Genomic DNA, 15,881 nt, shown 5'->3' with positions numbered 1-15,881 from the left:
GACGATGGTGTTGGCAAAGTCGCCCTTTCGAGATCATCGGCATCCATCATTCCGATGACGAATCGCCATCGCCTCCGCGCGTCGAATGGCTATATCTGTCAGAACACGCAGAACGCGGGCTTCCGAAAAGCAATAGTCGGCAGCGCAGGAACCGGAGGAAAAGACGATGACCGCGCCAGGCGATTTACAGCAGGCACTGTTTCTCAGGCTGAAAAGCGATGCATCGCTATCGGCCTTGCTGGGCGGCGCCGGACTGCTCGAACGGCCAACCGACAATGCCGCTTTTCCGTACGTGACCTGCGGCCAGACCTCCGCTTTCGACTGGGATACGAGCACCGAGAACACCGACGATCAGTTGATTACGCTGCATGTCTGGTCGAAAGCCCATGGCGACGCGGAAACGCTTGCCATCATGGCCGCCATCCAGGCGCGCCTTGCCGACGCAGCATTGGTGATCGGCCCTCGCGGCCAGACACGACTGTCGCTGGAATTTGCCGAAGCCCGCCATGACGAGGATCTGCTCGTGCATCACGGGCTGCTGCGTTTTCGCGCGACAACCCAGGAAAATGCCTGATGCGCTTTCAATATGGTCAAAACGGAGTCTAGACTGGGCTTTCGCGGGATTTCACCTGTTCGAGGCGGTGAAATTCCAGATTGACTGTCTCGCGTTGCAGGGGTGTGGCGAGGATGTTTTCAGCGGCGTTCACCGTTCATTTCACGTTCAGCACCGATGCGTTACAACGCCGGTCATGAAAACGCTTCGCTCCCACTTCCGAACCGCGACACTGGCGCTTTGTGCTGCCGGGCTGTTCGCGTCGCAGGCGATGGCGATGCCGGTCATCGCGCCGCCCGAGTTGGCCAGTCCGATCGTACTGGCGGCGTCCGATTGCTACGCCATCGGCCAACAGGTGGCCGAACAGAATGGCGGAACGCTGGCCAAGGCCTCGCAGTCGACGCGCGGCGGCCAGCCGGTCTGTGTCATCGTCGTGCTCGTTCCGGGCAAGGACGGACAACGTCCGCGCCGTTCCGAAATCGTCGTTCCGCTGAACTGATCCAATCAACCTTAGGCTACGTTTCCCAGGCCGCCGGAATCGGCCTATATCTGCCCCAGTCTTCAATCTGACAAAGCTCTTCAACAGGTAAAGCTCTTCAACAGGTATCGAACTCCGCATGCGTGTACTCGTCGTCGAAGATGACAAGGATCTCAATCGGCAGATATCGGATGCGCTGGTCGATGCCGGCTATGTCGTCGACCGCGCCTTCGACGGCGAGGAAGGCCATTTCCTTGGCGACACCGAGCCCTACGACGCCGTCGTGCTCGATATCGGCCTGCCGCAGATGGACGGCATCAGCGTGGTCGAGCGTTGGCGACGCGGCGGCCGCAAGATGCCGGTGCTGATCCTGACGGCGCGCGACCGCTGGAGCGACAAGGTCTCCGGCATCGATGCCGGCGCCGACGACTACGTCACCAAGCCGTTCCACATCGAGGAGGTGCTGGCGAGGTTACGGGCCCTGATCCGGCGGGCTGCCGGCCATGCCTCGTCCGAACTGACCTGCGGGCCGCTGCGTCTCGACACCAAGGCCTCCAAGGCCGATGTCGACGGCGTGCCGTTGAAACTGACGTCGCACGAATTCCGCCTGCTTGCCTATCTGATGCACCATATGGGCGAGGTCGTCTCGCGGACCGAACTGGTCGAGCACCTCTACGATCAGGATTTCGACCGCGATTCCAACACCATTGAGGTGTTTGTCGGGCGGCTGCGCAAGAAGATGGGCATCGACATGATCGAAACCGTGCGCGGCATGGGCTACCGCATGCGTGAGCCGGAGGCGTAACTCGGAACCGCTCAAACCAACCGCAAGGGCGCCGCTTTCGCTGCGTTTGTGGCCGCGTTCCCTGACGTTCCGCGTCATCGCCTTTTCCACGGTCTGGGCGATCGTAACGCTTGTCGTCATCTTCACCCTGATCACCACGCTCTATCGCCAGGCCAGCGAGCGGGGCTTCGACAGCCTGCTTTCGGCGCATCTGTTCAACCTGATCGGTTCGATCGGCATCTCCGACAGCGGTGCGCTGACCGGCGCGCCAGACCTCGGCGACCTTCGGTTCTCGGAGCCGAATTCGGGCTGGTACTGGTCGGTGGAGCCCGCTTCGGAAGGTGTGCATGGTGATCTTCATTCGTCTTCGATGTTGAAAAACATCCCGTCGCCGAGCGTTGCCGATGTGCCGTTCAACGCTAACTTCCAGCGCAGCTATCCGACCGAAGGCATCGATGGTGAGCAGCTCGAAGTGTTCGAGAGCGAATTCGTTCTCGATTCCAAGAACCGCGCCGCGCGCTTCCGCGTCATGGGCAACCAAAGCGAACTCGAACAGGAAATCGCTACCTTCCAGCGCCGCCTGCTGACTTACCTCTCCCTGTTCGGCGTCGGCATGATCGCCATCAACGCGATCGCCATCCTGCTTGGCCTGCAGCCGTTGCGCCGGGTCAGGAACGCGCTTGCCATGGTGCGCGAGGGCACCGCGCAGAGGCTCGACGGCCGCTTCCCAGCCGAGATCGAACCGCTTGCCAACGAAACCAATGCGTTGATCGAAAACAACAGGCGCATCGTCGAACGGTCGCGAACACAGGTCGGCAATCTCGCCCATTCGCTGAAGACGCCGCTGGCGGTACTGCTCAACGAGGGCCGCGCGCTCGGCGGTGCCAAGGGGCAGCTGATCGCCGAACAGGCCGCTTCCATGCAGAAGCAGGTTGAACACTATCTCCAGCGCGCCCGCGTCGCGGCACAACGCGACAGCGTCGTCTACCGCACGCCGGTGACGCCGCTGGTGCAGCGCATGGTGCGGGTTATGCAGAAGCTCAATCCGCAGACAAATCTGTCGCTGTCGCTGCCGGCGGCCGAGATCGTCTTCGCCGGCGAGCGCGAGGACCTTGAGGAGTTGCTGGGCAATCTCCTTGAAAACGCGATGAAATGGGCAAAGAGCGCGGTGCAGGTTTCGGTCGTGCCCTTGACCGGCAAGGACGACCCGGCCGGCCTGTTTGAGATCGGCATAGAGGATGACGGTCCAGGCATTCCCGAGGACAAGGCGCGCGACGCGCTGAAGCGGGGACGGCGTCTGGACGAGACAAAGCCCGGAACAGGTCTGGGGCTGGCCATTGTCGCAGACCTTGTCAACGAGTATGGAGGCGTTCTGGCGCTCGAACGGTCCGGTATGGGCGGATTGAAGGCGGCGGTGCGATTGCGGAGCCTTCAGTGATGTTCACTAGGGCCAATCGACATAGAGGGACGGGAGATGTTATTGGCGGCATGTCGATTGGTCCTGCAGCGGCCAGCGGCCAAATTTCCGACAAATATCAATACTATGGCCACGCCAACTTCTCCGATGACGCGGCCCCCGGCGCATCCATGGCAGGCTCCCACTCAAGAAAATCGGTTGTTGGCATGAAGATTCGCGTCGCTCTCGTTTCCGCATTGCTGGCCGTTTCCGGCTGCACCACCTTGAGCGGCAAGGGTCCAGCCGTGGCAGTGACACCGGCCTCGACACCTCCTTCCAGCGCCACGATGTCCACGACGATCATTTCGGCGATGGGCGGCGGCCTCATCAGCGGGGCGATCGGCAACGGCCTCAGCGAGACCGAGAAGCGCAGCGCGCTCGAGGCTGAATACAAGGCGCTAGAATATACGACCAGTGGCCAGAAGGTGACGTGGAAGGGCGCTCAGGCTTCGCGCTACGGCGAGGTGGTTCCGGCCCAGCCGTACCGCGTCGGTTCGCAGGACTGCCGCCAGTACACGCAGACGGTGTTTTCCGCCGGCGCCGGGGTCACGGCGCGTGGAACCGCTTGCCGCAACGCCGATGGCAGCTGGACGCCGCTGACCTGACGACCGTCTGCCGACGATTGGCGGCTGGCGTCGTCAAAGCGTCGCAGCATGCATCTGTTGGCACGGCAGAGCTCTGCCGGTATTGGAAGAACCATGCTGTTCTGGGTCATAGCCGCCATTCTCACGCTGGGTGCAAGCCTGGCGGTGCTGCTGCCGCTGGCCGCCAGCGCCAAGGGCGCGTCGTCGAGCGGCGAACATGATCTCGAAGTCTATCGGGACCAATTGTCTGAACTTGACCGCGACACCGCGCGTGGCTTGATCCAGCCGGCCGAAGCCGCCGAGGCCCGCGCCGAGATCGCTCGCCGCATCCTTCGCCTTGACAATGCGGGTACCGCCGGCGGCGCAAACCCTGGCCGAGCGTCGATCACGGCAAGGCTGGTGGCAACCGTAGCCGTGCTGGCGGTGCCGCTGGTCAGTTGGGGGCTCTATGTCAAGCTTGGCTCCCCTGACCTGCCGTCGCAACCGCTCAGCGAGCGGTTGGCCAAGAATCCCGCCGACAGTTCGGTCGACGAGCTGGTGGCGCGGGCCGAAGCCCATCTGGCCGCCAATCCCACTGACGGCAGGGGCTGGGACGTGCTGGCACCGGTCTATCTGCGCATGCAGCGCTTTTCCGACGCGGCAGGAGCCTATCGCAACGCCATTCGGCTCGATGGCGACAGCGCCGTTCGCCAAGCCGGTCTCGGCGAGGCGATCGCCAGCGCGGCAGGCGGCATTGTCTCGGCCGATGCCCAGGATGCTTTCGAAGCAGCCCTGAAGCTCGATCCGGCCAATGCGAAGGCCAGCTTCTACCTGGCCATGGCATTGGCGCAGGAGGGTCGCGCCAAGGAAGCGACCACGGCATGGCAGGCGATGCTGGGCAGATTGCCGCCGGATTCGCCATGGCGCGGTGCCGTCGAGCAGGCGCTCGCCAAATCCGGAGGCTCCGACGTCGCTTCCGGCGGCGCCACCAACGGTCCCGATGCCGGCGATGTCGACGCCGCATCCTCGATGTCGCCGCAGGACCGGGAGACCATGATCAATACGATGGTTGCCGGCCTCGACGACAAACTGCGGCAAAATCCGCGCGACCCGGAAGGATGGATGCGGCTCGTTCGTTCCTATGTCGTGCTCGGCAAGGCCGATCAGGCGCGTGAGGCGCTCGGTCGCGCCATTGCCGTCTTTGGAGCCGACAGTGACCAGGCGAAGAAATTCACTGCCTTTGCCGCTTCGCTTGGGCTTGCGGCGACGGAGTAGAACAAGACATGACGCGCAAGCAGAAACGATTGTCGGTGATCGCGGGCGGGCTGGTCTTCCTGGGTGCCGCGACCGGGCTGACTTTTTACGCGCTTGGCCAGAAGGCCTCCTATTTCTACATGCCGGCCGATCTCACCACCGCCAGCGTCCAGCCTGGCCAGCGCATCCGGTTGGGTGGATTGGTCGAAAAAGGCACGATCCAGCGCGAACAGGGGGCCACGGTCGGCTTTTCGGTGACCGACACGCACAAATCGGTCAAGGTCACCTACACCGGCATCCTGCCCGACCTTTTCCGCGAAGAGCAGGGCGTCATCACCGAGGGTACTTTCGGCCCGGACGGGGTTTTTGTTGCCGATAGCGTGCTGGCCAAGCATGATGAGCGCTACATGCCCAAGGAGGTTGCGGACGGCCTCAAGGCCAAGGGCGTCTGGCAGGAGAACAAGAGTGAATAGCTCCGGCAGGAGAGCGACAATGGATCACGGGCATGGTTGAAACCGGACATTTCGCCCTCGTCCTGGCGTTTGCGCTTTCGCTGGTGCAGACGGTGGTGCCGCTGTTTGGCGCGCGCCTGAACAACCAGCGCCTCATGGCCGTCGGCGGTCCGGTCGCAGTGACCGGCTTTGCCTTGACGGCGCTGTCCTTCGCAGCGTTGGCGAGTGCCTATGCAAGCTCCGATTTCTCGGTGGCAAGCGTGTGGGAAAACTCGCATTCCTTGCAGCCGTTGATCTACAAGATCACCGGAACCTGGGGCAATCATGAAGGCTCGATGCTGCTTTGGGTGTTGATCCTGACCTTCTTCGGCGCGCTCGTCGCCGCTTTCGGCTCCAACCTGCCGGCGACGCTGCGCGCCAATGTGCTAGCGGTGCAAGGCGCCATCGGCGCCGCCTTCTTCCTGTTCATCCTGGCGACGTCCAATCCGTTCATCCGGCTCAATCCGGCGCCGATCGAAGGCCGCGATCTCAACCCGATCCTGCAGGATCTCGGCCTCGCCATTCACCCGCCTTTCCTCTATCTCGGCTATGTCGGCTTCTCGATCTGTTTTTCCTTCTCGGTTGCCGCTCTCATCGAAGGCCGCATCGACGCGTCCTGGGCACGCTGGGTGCGGCCGTGGACGCTGGTCGCCTGGATGTTCCTGACCGGCGGCATCGCCATGGGATCGTACTGGGCCTACTACGAGCTCGGTTGGGGCGGTTTCTGGTTCTGGGATCCGGTCGAGAACGCCTCCTTCATGCCGTGGCTGGCGGGGACCGCGCTGCTCCATTCGGCCATCGTCATGGAAAAGCGCTCGGCGCTGAAGATCTGGACGCTGCTGCTCGCCATCCTGACCTTTTCGCTGTCGCTGCTCGGCACCTTCCTCGTGCGTTCAGGCGTGCTGACCTCGGTGCACGCCTTTGCCACCGATCCGACGCGCGGCGTGTTTATCCTGTGCATACTGACGCTGTTTATCGGCGGCTCGCTGGCGCTGTTTGCGCTGCGCGCTTCCCGGCTGACGACCGGCGGCCTGTTCCAACCGATTTCCCGAGAAGGGGCGCTGGTCCTCAACAATCTGTTCCTGACGACGGCGACGGCGACCGTCCTCGTCGGCACACTCTACCCGCTCGCCGTCGAAGCCTTCTCAGCCGACAAGATCTCGGTCGGCGCGCCGTTCTTCAATCTCACCTTCGGACCGCTGATGGTGCCGCTGCTGCTCGTGGTTCCGTTCGGGCCTTTGCTGGCCTGGAAGCGCGGCGATGTCTTCGCCGTCGCGCAGCGCCTTATGGTGGCCTTTGCAGCGGCGCTGCTGGCGACGCTGGTCACCGCTTTGTTCATTGACGGCGCCTCGGTGTTCGCAGCCCTGGGCGTTGGCCTTGCCGTCTGGCTGATCCTTGGCGCGCTCACCGACCTCGCCGTCAAATCGGGGGTCGGCAATGTCGCAGCGGGGATCATGGTCAGGCGCTTGCTCGGCCTGCCGCGCTCGGTTTTCGGCACCGCCTTCGCTCACCTTGGCCTCGGTCTGACCACGCTCGGCATCGTCGGCACACTTTGCTTCGGCACCGAGAGGATTCTGTCGATGCATGCCGGTGAGACCGTCGAACTGTCCGGCCATACGCTGCGTTTCGTCGGACTTTATCCGGCCCAGGGACCGAATTACAGCGAGGATCTCGGCCGCTTCGAACTGATCGGCGTCAGCGGCAGCCCTGTTGGCGAAATCAGCTCCGCCAAACGGTTTTATCCGGTGCGGCAGATGACGACGACGGAATCGGGCATCAGGACGATTGGTTTCTCGCAGCTCTACATCTCGCTCGGCGACGAGGGCAATGACGGTTCCGTCGTCGTCCGTCTGTGGTGGAAACCGCTGGTGACGTTGATCTGGGGCGGCGGCCTGATGATGATGGCGGGCGCGGCGATGTCACTGATGGACCGGCGCCTGCGCGTCGGCGCGCCGTCGCGGCGGCGCAAGCAGGCGAGCGCGGTGCCATCCGCGACCCTGCCATGAACGCGCGGCTTTCGCTGACCTCCATTGTCCTGCTGCTGGCGCTGTCCTTTGCCGGCAAGGCCCTGGCGGTGAAGCCTGACGAGGTGCTGCCTGATCCGACGCTGGAGGCGCGGGCGCGGGCGCTCTCGGAAGGCTTGCGCTGCATGGTCTGCCAGAACCAGTCGATCGACGAATCCGATGCCGACCTTGCCCGCGACTTGCGCGTCCTTGTGCGTCAGCGCCTCGTCGCCGGCGACACCGACCAGCAGGTGATGGATTACGTCGTGTCGCGTTACGGCGAGTTCGTGCTGCTGAAGCCGCGTTTCGACCTGCGCAATGCGTTGCTTTGGGGCACGCCCGTCCTGCTGTTGCTGATAGGAGGCGTTTTCATCGTGCTGACCGCGCGGTCGCGCCGCGTGCTGGCGACCAATGCGTTGACCACTGAGGAACAGGCGGCGCTGGACAAGATACTAGGCAATTAGCTTGGCCATTCCTCCGAGGGCCAGTCTCGCGACGTGTGAATGACGCGCAGGATAACGACGCTCTGACGGCCAGCGATTGGGCGCAACTCATAGGCAATGATGTAGGGCAGGCGGTCGATGAGCTTCTCATATGTGCCTGTCACTCGGCCTGGGCGGCCCGTCGCCATCTCACCAAGGCCCTGGCCCATTTCATGAATACGATCCGCCAGGCGTCGGGCGGCAGCAGGATTGTCCTGAGCGATAAAGGCAACTTGCTGCTTAAGATCGTCCAGCGCTTCTCGCGACCAGGCGACGAACCGCTTCACGCCTTGCCCAAGCGCCTGGCTTCCGCCGATTCGATGACTGCGTCGATTTCCGCCATCGCATCGTCGTGAGGCACGACACGGCCAGCCGCCGCATCTTCCATGCCGCGTTTGATGCCTTCAATGATATCGAGTTCGCGATCGACGTAGGCCGAGACCGCCTCGGCGGCGAGGAACGATTTGCTACGCCGGGTGTCGGTGGCGATCCGCTCCAGCTTCAGCTTGGTTTCGGGAGAGACCCGGATGGTCATGGTGGTGCTTGCTGTCATTTATGAAAGCCTTGTGCTGAGTTGTGTATAAGATAGCACATCGGACATGGCAGCCAAGGGGATTGTACGTCCCCTGACTCCCAAACATTACCAAAGTTTCATGTGTCGGAAATGGCGCTGTAATGTGTGCCGCTCTAATTCTCTTTTCCTGAGGATGCCGATCAAGCAGCGTCCGTTGAAAGAGGATAAGAAATCCATGAATATTGCCCCCAATTCATATTCCGTCACCCGCAAGCGTCTCATGGCTGCCGTCGCATCTGTCGCGGTGGCCGGTGCGATCGGCGTTGGCGCGCTGACCAGCGGAACCAGCCCTGTTCTGGCCGATGCCGTGCGCGTCGAGGCGCCGCAGGTGCCGGGCTTCGCCGATGTCGTCGAGCGCGTTTCTCCCGCCGTTGTCAGCGTCAAGGTCAAGGCCAAGATCAGCCCGGCCGCCGATGATGGCTCCGACCCGTCCGACGACCAGGATGGCATGAACAACCTGCCCAACAATCCACAGCTGCGCCGCTTCTTCAAGGAATTCCGTGGCTTTGGTGACCAGGACGGCCAGGGTGGCGGCAACAGGCGCTTCAGCCACCGCGACCGCAACAACGACCAGCCGCGGCCGGTTGCTCAAGGGTCCGGCTTCTTCATCTCGGATGACGGCTACCTCGTCACCAACAACCACGTCGTTTCGGAAGGCTCGGCCTTCACCGTGGTGATGCATGACGGCAAGGAGCTCGACGCCAAGCTGATCGGCACCGACCCGCGCACCGATCTCGCCGTGCTTAAGGTCGACGGCGTCGGCAAGTTTACCTATGTCGACTTCGCCGATGACTCCAAGGTTCGCGTCGGCGACTGGGTGGTGGCCGTCGGCAATCCGTTCGGTCTTGGTGGAACCGTCACCGCCGGCATCGTCTCCGCCCGCGGCCGTGACATCGGCGCTGGCCCTTATGACGACTTCATCCAGATCGACGCATCGGTCAACCGCGGCAATTCTGGCGGTCCGACCTTCAACCTCAACGGCCAGGTCGTCGGCATCAACACCGCGATCTTCTCGCCGTCCGGCGGCAGCGTCGGCATCGCCTTCGACATTCCCGCTTCGACCGCCAAGCAGGTCGTTCAGGACCTGATGAAGAGCGGGTCCGTGCAGCGCGGCTGGCTCGGTGTGGAAATCCAGCCTGTCACCTCCGACATCGCTGAGTCGCTTGGTCTGAAGTCCAACAACGGCGCACTGGTTTCCAGTGCCCAGGACGATGGTCCCGGCAAGAAGGCGGGCATCACGGCCGGTGACGTGATCACCCAGGTCGACGGCAAGGACGTCGCTTCGCCGAAGGAACTGGCACGGTTGATCGGCGCCTACTCGCCTGGCAAGTCGGTTGATGTCACCGTGTGGCGCGACGGCAAGAGCCAGACGGTCAAGGTCGATCTCGGCAAACTGCCTTCGAGCGACAAGCAGGCCTCTGTCGATCAGCAGCAGCCCGCCGCCCCGGCCAAGCCCGACACGCTGGCCGATCTCGGCCTGACCGTTACCAAGTCTGAAAACGGCAAGGGACTGGTGGTGACCGATGTCGATCCCGACAGCGACGCCGCCGATCGCGGCATCCAGCCGGGCGACGTCATCACGTCAGTCAATTCGACCGAAGTGAACGGCACCGAAGACGTCACCAAGGCGATGACCGAAGCAGTCAAATCCGGCCGCAAGGCAGTGCTGATGCAGATCACCCGCGACGACACCAATCGGTTCGTCGCGCTGCCCGTCGCCAAAGGCTGAGGTCGGTCCCGGAGCGTTCTCTCGGCCTTTCCAGGTGGGTGAGGGCGTTCCGGCGGCAGGTTGGACTTTTCCAGTGCGGCAGTTTCAATACCCCGAGCCGCCGTGCGGGAAAGCATGGAGGAGCGCGCGTTAGTCAGTCATCGCGCCTTCCCCCGGCGGCAGCGGGCTTCCCATCGTCCGCTGCCGCACACTTTCAAAAGCGCTTCCGCGATCCGATGCAAACGACATCGGCGGCGAGCAGCTTTATCGCGCACGGTTTCGGGCAATCTTGATCGCGGTGCGCTTTGGCAAAGGCCACAATGCAGATGTCTGCCACTCAACCTTCCGGCGAAATCGCGTATAACAGCCCTATGAAGATTCTCGTCATAGAAGACGATCGCGAGGCTGCGGATTACTTGCAGAAAGCCTTTGCCGAGGCCGGTCACACCGCTCATGTCGCCGGTGACGGCGAAACCGGCTTTGCGCTCGCCGACGCCGGCGACTACGACGTGATGGTGATCGACCGGATGATGCCGCGTCGCGACGGCCTGTCGGTCATTGCCGGTCTCCGGTCCAGGGGCAACACAACGCCGGTGCTGATCCTGTCGGCGCTCGGCGAGGTCGATGATAGGGTCACGGGGCTGCGCGCCGGCGGCGACGACTACCTGACGAAACCCTATGCCTTCTCCGAGCTTCTCGCCCGCGTTGAGGTTCTGAACCGTCGCGCCAGCGCCAAGGAAGCCGAAACCGTCTACCGCGTCGGCGATCTCGAACTCGACAGGCTGTCGCATTCGGTCCGCCGTGCGTCACGCGAGATCACATTGCAGCCGCGTGAATTCCGCTTGCTCGAATATCTGATGCGGCATGCCGGCCAGGTGGTGACACGCACCATGCTGCTGGAAAATGTCTGGGACTACCATTTCGATCCGCAGACCAATGTCATCGACGTCCATGTCTCGCGGCTGCGCGGCAAGATCGAGAAGGGCTTCGACAAGCCCATCCTGCATACGGTTCGCGGCGCCGGCTATATGCTGAAGAGCGGCTAGCTGCGGCATGGCTCTTTCCGTGCCAGCCATCATGAAGACGACGGCAGCGCGGCTTTCGGCGCTCTACTTCCTGCTCTTCGCGCTCTGCGCGGTGGCGCTCGTCTTCTACATGACGTCGCTGTCGGCGCGAATGCTGACCGCACAGACGCAGGAGACCATCAATGACGAAGTGCTCGGCCTTGCCCGCGCCTATCAGCGCGGTGGCCTGCCGATCCTGGTACGCGTGGTGGAACAGCGCTCGCGCCAGCCCGGCGCCAACCTTTACCTGATCGCCGACGCCAACGGCCAAATCCTGACCGGCAATGTGCAGAGCCTGGAGCCGGGCGTTCTCGAGAACGAAGGCTGGACCAGCAGTCCGTTCTCTTATCAGCGCTTTGGCGAGGGAGAGCTCGAGCGCCTGCGCAACCTTCCCGCCGAGCAGGGTACCACCACCCAATCCGAGCAGAACGATGCGCAGGCGCAGGGCGAAAAGGGCCACAACGCCATAGCGCTGGTGCTGCGGCTGCCGAACCAGATGATCATGCTGGTCGGCCGCGACCTTGGCGAGCCGGAGCGGTTTCGTGCGGTCATCCGCCGTGCGCTGATGCTGGCGCTCGGCATGATGGGGCTGGGCGGATTGCTGATCTGGTTTTTTGTCGGCCGCGCCGCGCTGAAGCGCATCGACAGCGTGTCGGAAGCCAGCCGCCGCATTATGGGCGGCGATCTGTCGGGCAGGCTGCCCGTGACGGGGGTTGGCGATGAGTTCGACCGGCTCTCCGAAAATCTCAATGCCATGCTGGCCAGGATCGCCGCGCTGAACGAAGGCCTGAAGCAGGTTTCCGACAACATCGCGCATGATCTGAAGACGCCGCTGACCCGGCTGCGCAATCGGGCCGAAGCGACGCTTTCGGGCAAGCAAAAGCCCACCGATTACCGGCAGGCGCTGGAAGGCACCATTGCCGAGTCAGACCAGTTGATAAAAACCTTCAACGCCATCCTGATGATTTCCCGGCTGGAGGCTGGCTACTCCTCGGAGAACACCAACCGCGTCGATCTGGCGGAGGCCGTGCGCGATGTCGTCGAACTCTACGAGCCGGTGGCGGAAGAGGCAGGCGTATCGCTGGAAGCAGACGCGCGCGAGGCGGTGTCCGTCAACGGCAACCGCGAACTGATCGGTCAGGCGCTGTCGAACATCGTCGACAACGCCATCAAATATTCCACCGGCGCCAATGCCCAGCCGGCGGTGCGCGTCACGCTCGAGCGAACCGGTGCGGACGTTCGCCTGTCGGTTGCCGACAATGGACACGGCATTCCCGACGATGGCGACCGCGCGCGCGCCACGGAACGTTTCGTGCGGCTGGAGAAGAGCCGTTCGCAGCCGGGTTCCGGTCTTGGCCTCAGCCTCGCCAAGGCGGTCATGACGTTTCACAATGGCCGGCTTGAACTCTTGCCTGGCAATCCTGGACTATCCGTGGTCATGAGTTTCCCGGCTCGGGAGGATCACTGATGAGCACTGCAGCGAAGCGGGTGGAGACTGGATGGCTGCTGAAGCCGGCTGCCAGGCTTGCCCCGCTTGACAAGGACCGTGCGCGGTTGGAACTGGCCGAGATCGCTTCCGCCGCGCGCGAAGAGGGGCTGACGCGGCTGGCCAAGTTCCTGGCAGGCAAAGGGGAGGGCCAGGATTTCCTTGCCGCCGTCTTCGATCTGTCGCCGTTCCTGCGTGATACCGCACGTCGCCGGCCGCAAATCCTGGATGCGCTGTTCGAGCAGACAGTCGAGGCTCGGCTGAAGGCGATCGGCGCCGCCATCGACCAGGTGCATCCAGCCGAAGCAGTCTCGGAATCCGGCCTGATGATGGAGCTGCGCCAGTGGAAAGCGGAGGCGCATTTCCTGATCGCGCTGGCCGATCTTGCCGGCGAGGCCGAAACGGCGCTGACGGTCCGGCGATTGAGCGATCTTGCAGACGCCTGCACCCGTGCGGCCGTCGACTTCCTGCTGCGCGACGCGCATGGCCAGGGCAAACTCAAACTGCCGGATATCGGCAATCCGTCGAAACAATCGGGCTGGATCCTGCTCGGCATGGGCAAGCTCGGCGCGCATGAGCTGAATTTTTCCTCCGACATCGATCTGGTGGTTTTCTTCGATCCGGAAGCGCCCGCCGTCGTCGATCCGCTCGACGCCACCGAGTTGTTTTCGAGGCTGACGCGCCGCCTGGTGCGCATCCTGCAGGACCGCACCGAACACGGTTATGTCTTCCGCACCGATCTGAGGCTGCGCCCCGACCCCGGTTCGACACCGCTGGCGATCCCCGTTGAGGCTGCACTGCGCTACTATGAGGCGCGCGGCCAGAACTGGGAGCGCGCCGCCATGATCAAGGCACGCCCGGTGGCAGGCGATCTGGCCGCGGGTGCGGCCTTCCTCAAGGAGTTGCAGCCCTATATCTGGCGCAAATACATGGACTACGCGGCGATTGCCGACGTCCATTCGATCAAGCGCCAGATCCACGCCCACAAGGGCCATGGCGAGATTGCGGTCAAAGGCCACAACGTCAAGCTTGGCCGCGGCGGCATTCGAGAGATCGAGTTCTTCGTCCAGACCCAGCAGCTCATCGCCGGCGGACGCTTCCCTGAACTGCGTGGCCGCGAGACCGTGCCGATGCTCGGTGAGCTTGCGACCCGCGGCTGGATCACCGCCGAGGCGCGGGATGCGCTTGCCCGCCAGTACTGGTTCCTGCGCCGCGTCGAACATGCCGTGCAGATGGTTGCCGACGAGCAGACGCACACGCTGCCGGAAGATGATGAAGGCCTGGAGCGCATCGCCCGCATGCTCGCCTTTGCCGACGCTTCTGCCTTTTCCCAAGCGTTCCGTGCCTCGCTGCAGCAGGTCGAACGCCACTACGCGGCACTGTTCGAAACAGCACCCGAACTATCGACCGGCATCGGCAACCTGGTCTTCACCGGCGATGTCGACGATCCCGATACGCTGCAGACCTTGCACGGGCTCGGCTTTCAGCGGCCAAGCGACATCTGCCGCGTCATCCGTGGCTGGCATTTCGGCCGCTATCGCCTCACCCAATCGGCGGAGGCACGCGAGCGGCTGACGGAACTGACGCCGGCGCTGCTGCGCGCCTTCGGCCAGACGCGCCGGGCCGACGAAGCTCTGATGCGCTTCGACGAGTTTCTCGCCGGCCTGCCGGCTGGCATCCAGCTGTTCTCCCTGCTGCAGTCCAATCCTGCCCTGCTGAAGCTTCTGGCGACGATCATGGGGGCCGCCCCCCGGCTGGCGGCGATCATCACCCGCAGGCCGCATGTCTTCGATGGTTTGCTCGACCCGGCCTTGCTCACCGAACTACCGGACCGCGCCTATCTGTCGGCGCGGCTTTCCGCCTTTGTCGAGGGCGACCGGCTCTATGAAGACGTGCTCGACCGGCTGCGCATCTTTGCCTCCGAGCACAAATTCCTGATCGGCGTCCGGCTGCTCGCCGGCTCGATCGATCCGGCGCGCGCCGGCCGCGCCTTTTCCGATCTGGCGGATCTCACCATCGAGGCTGCGTTGCAGGCGGTGACGGCCGAATTCGCGGCGCGCCACGGCACCATTGCCGGCGGCGTGGTTTCGCTGCTCGGCATGGGCAAGCTCGGTAGCCGCGAGCTGACCGCCGGATCGGATGTCGATCTGATCCTGCTCTACGACCACGCGCCTGAGGCCGAAGAGTCCGACGGTGACAAGCCGCTGGCGCCTTCGCATTACTACACCCGCATGACGCAAAGGCTGATCGCGGCCGTGTCGGCGCCGACGGCGGAGGGCGTGCTCTACGAACTCGACCTGCGCCTGCGGCCGTCCGGCAACAAGGGGCCGGTGGCCACCCATATCGATGCCTTCAAGAAATACCAGCGCCAGGAGGCCTGGACCTGGGAGCACATGGCGCTGGCCCGCGCCCGCGCCATTGCCGGCGACGCCAGCCTGTGCGGCGAGGTTGAAGCGGAAGTGGCGACGGTGCTTGGACAGCCGCGCGACGCCGCCAAGGTGATGGCCGAGGCTGCGGACATGCGGGCCATGATCGAGAAGGAAAAGCCGCCGCGCGATCTCTGGGACATCAAGCTTATTCCCGGAGGATTGATCGATCTGGAATTCATCGCCCAGGTGGCCGTCATTACCGGGCAGGTCGAGACCGGGCGCCGCGCCACCGGCACCGCCGAGATCCTGTCGCGCCTTGCATCGGGCTTCGCCGATGCCGGGATAAGGCAGGAGCTTGGCGATGCCTACGCGCTCTATCTTGCACTGACCCAGATGACGCGGCTGTGCCTCACCGGAGCCTTTGAGCGCGACGACGTTCCGCCGGGGCTTTCGGATCTGCTTCTGGCGGTGACCGACTTGCCGGATTTCGGTGTGCTGGAAGCACACCTCAAGGAGACGTCGCAGAAGGTCAGGAAGGACTTTGATCTTTTGTTTCGTTCGGGATCACCGTGAAGCGATCGTCCCTTGGAATTGAAGACGTTTCGTGTTTTCCAGT

The 15,881-nt window shown here is 63.5% G+C and carries 15 protein-coding genes; 13 read left to right on the top strand and 2 right to left on the bottom strand.

Going from position 1 to position 15,881, the window contains the following annotated elements; translation table 11 throughout:
- The first annotated feature begins 166 nt into the window (after positions 1-166).
- The 9 genes from NKH52_RS10430 (at position 167) to NKH52_RS10390 (ending at position 8,046) form a co-directional block, all read left to right on the top strand.
- Entirely contained in the window at positions 167-574 is a 408-nt protein-coding gene (locus NKH52_RS10430; protein ID WP_352730680.1) for a DUF3168 domain-containing protein, read from the top strand.
- A gap of 175 nt (positions 575-749) precedes the next feature.
- Positions 750-1,052, top strand: coding sequence for a hypothetical protein (locus tag NKH52_RS10425; protein WP_127257297.1), 303 nt, complete (start codon positions 750-752; stop codon positions 1,050-1,052).
- Between the two features lie 118 nt (positions 1,053-1,170).
- The gene (locus NKH52_RS10420) at positions 1,171-1,836 is read left to right on the top strand and encodes a response regulator transcription factor (RefSeq protein ID WP_023812809.1); all 666 of its coding nucleotides are present in this window, start codon (positions 1,171-1,173) and stop codon (positions 1,834-1,836) included.
- A complete protein-coding gene (locus tag NKH52_RS10415) occupies positions 1,820-3,253 on the top strand; it encodes an ATP-binding protein (RefSeq protein WP_352730678.1) in 1,434 nt (477 codons plus the stop codon). Before NKH52_RS10420 ends, NKH52_RS10415 begins: the two co-directional genes overlap by 17 nt.
- Before the next feature lie 185 nt (positions 3,254-3,438).
- Entirely contained in the window at positions 3,439-3,876 is a 438-nt protein-coding gene (locus tag NKH52_RS10410; protein ID WP_352730676.1) for an RT0821/Lpp0805 family surface protein, read from the top strand.
- A 93-nt stretch (positions 3,877-3,969) separates the two neighbouring features.
- Positions 3,970-5,109, top strand: a complete 1,140-nt coding sequence (gene ccmI / locus NKH52_RS10405; RefSeq protein WP_352730674.1) for a c-type cytochrome biogenesis protein CcmI — start codon at positions 3,970-3,972, stop codon at positions 5,107-5,109.
- An 8-nt stretch (positions 5,110-5,117) separates the two neighbouring features.
- On the top strand, positions 5,118-5,561 hold the full coding sequence (gene ccmE, locus NKH52_RS10400; RefSeq protein ID WP_352730672.1) for a cytochrome c maturation protein CcmE: 444 nt from the start codon (positions 5,118-5,120) through the stop codon (positions 5,559-5,561).
- 32 nt (positions 5,562-5,593) lie between these two features.
- Entirely contained in the window at positions 5,594-7,585 is a 1,992-nt protein-coding gene (locus tag NKH52_RS10395) for a heme lyase CcmF/NrfE family subunit (protein ID WP_352730670.1), read from the top strand.
- On the top strand, positions 7,582-8,046 hold the full coding sequence (locus NKH52_RS10390) for a cytochrome c-type biogenesis protein (RefSeq protein WP_352730668.1): 465 nt from the start codon (positions 7,582-7,584) through the stop codon (positions 8,044-8,046). Before NKH52_RS10395 ends, NKH52_RS10390 begins: the two co-directional genes overlap by 4 nt.
- Here the strand turns inward: NKH52_RS10390 and NKH52_RS10385 are convergent.
- Together NKH52_RS10385 and NKH52_RS10380 are read right to left on the bottom strand one after the other, a co-directional pair.
- Entirely contained in the window at positions 8,043-8,351 is a 309-nt protein-coding gene (locus NKH52_RS10385) for a type II toxin-antitoxin system RelE/ParE family toxin (RefSeq protein ID WP_128303003.1), read from the bottom strand. The genes NKH52_RS10390 and NKH52_RS10385 overlap by 4 nt on opposite strands.
- Complete coding sequence (locus NKH52_RS10380) at positions 8,348-8,617, bottom strand: CopG family ribbon-helix-helix protein (RefSeq protein WP_023812816.1); 270 nt, start codon at positions 8,615-8,617, stop codon at positions 8,348-8,350. The genes NKH52_RS10385 and NKH52_RS10380 overlap by 4 nt, the downstream gene beginning before the upstream one ends.
- Before the next feature lie 196 nt (positions 8,618-8,813).
- Here NKH52_RS10380 and NKH52_RS10375 point away from each other — a divergent pair, with 196 nt between their 5' ends.
- The 4 genes from NKH52_RS10375 to NKH52_RS10360 all read left to right on the top strand — a co-directional run bounded on the left by NKH52_RS10375 (position 8,814) and on the right by NKH52_RS10360 (position 15,838).
- A complete protein-coding gene (locus NKH52_RS10375; protein ID WP_352441296.1) occupies positions 8,814-10,367 on the top strand; it encodes a Do family serine endopeptidase in 1,554 nt (517 codons plus the stop codon).
- A gap of 350 nt (positions 10,368-10,717) precedes the next feature.
- Positions 10,718-11,392, top strand: coding sequence for a response regulator transcription factor (locus tag NKH52_RS10370; RefSeq protein WP_023812818.1), 675 nt, complete (start codon positions 10,718-10,720; stop codon positions 11,390-11,392).
- A 7-nt stretch (positions 11,393-11,399) separates the two neighbouring features.
- Positions 11,400-12,878 carry a sensor histidine kinase gene (locus NKH52_RS10365; protein WP_352730666.1) on the top strand — a complete coding sequence of 493 codons (1,479 nt, stop codon included), beginning with the start codon at positions 11,400-11,402 and terminating at the stop codon, positions 12,876-12,878.
- On the top strand, positions 12,878-15,838 hold the full coding sequence (locus NKH52_RS10360; RefSeq protein WP_352730665.1) for a bifunctional [glutamine synthetase] adenylyltransferase/[glutamine synthetase]-adenylyl-L-tyrosine phosphorylase: 2,961 nt from the start codon (positions 12,878-12,880) through the stop codon (positions 15,836-15,838). The genes NKH52_RS10365 and NKH52_RS10360 overlap by 1 nt, the downstream gene beginning before the upstream one ends.
- Positions 15,839-15,881 lie beyond the last annotated feature (43 nt).

Source organism: Mesorhizobium sp. M1066, from assembly GCF_040318635.1.
Lineage (GTDB): Bacteria > Pseudomonadota > Alphaproteobacteria > Rhizobiales > Rhizobiaceae > Mesorhizobium.
The sequence above is the reverse complement of the archived record's forward strand: the minus strand, read 5'-3'. Positions and strand labels throughout refer to the sequence as shown.

Bases quoted from the DNA above. Each gene is read 5' to 3' on its own strand.
- NKH52_RS10410 (WP_352730676.1), top strand. From the start codon at position 3,439: ATGAAGATTCGCGTCGCTCTCGTTTCCGCATTGCTGGCCGTTTCCGGC.
- NKH52_RS10360 (WP_352730665.1), top strand. From the start codon at position 12,878: ATGAGCACTGCAGCGAAGCGGGTGGAGACTGGATGGCTGCTGAAGCCG.
- NKH52_RS10395 (WP_352730670.1), top strand. From the start codon at position 5,594: ATGGTTGAAACCGGACATTTCGCCCTCGTCCTGGCGTTTGCGCTTTCG.
- NKH52_RS10430 (WP_352730680.1), top strand. From the start codon at position 167: ATGACCGCGCCAGGCGATTTACAGCAGGCACTGTTTCTCAGGCTGAAA.
- NKH52_RS10365 (WP_352730666.1), top strand. From the start codon at position 11,400: ATGGCTCTTTCCGTGCCAGCCATCATGAAGACGACGGCAGCGCGGCTT.
- NKH52_RS10380 (WP_023812816.1), bottom strand. From the start codon at position 8,617: ATGACAGCAAGCACCACCATGACCATCCGGGTCTCTCCCGAAACCAAG.
- NKH52_RS10425 (WP_127257297.1), top strand. From the start codon at position 750: ATGAAAACGCTTCGCTCCCACTTCCGAACCGCGACACTGGCGCTTTGT.
- ccmI (WP_352730674.1), top strand. From the start codon at position 3,970: ATGCTGTTCTGGGTCATAGCCGCCATTCTCACGCTGGGTGCAAGCCTG.
- NKH52_RS10370 (WP_023812818.1), top strand. From the start codon at position 10,718: ATGAAGATTCTCGTCATAGAAGACGATCGCGAGGCTGCGGATTACTTG.
- ccmE (WP_352730672.1), top strand. From the start codon at position 5,118: ATGACGCGCAAGCAGAAACGATTGTCGGTGATCGCGGGCGGGCTGGTC.
- NKH52_RS10420 (WP_023812809.1), top strand. From the start codon at position 1,171: ATGCGTGTACTCGTCGTCGAAGATGACAAGGATCTCAATCGGCAGATA.
- NKH52_RS10390 (WP_352730668.1), top strand. From the start codon at position 7,582: ATGAACGCGCGGCTTTCGCTGACCTCCATTGTCCTGCTGCTGGCGCTG.
- NKH52_RS10375 (WP_352441296.1), top strand. From the start codon at position 8,814: ATGAATATTGCCCCCAATTCATATTCCGTCACCCGCAAGCGTCTCATG.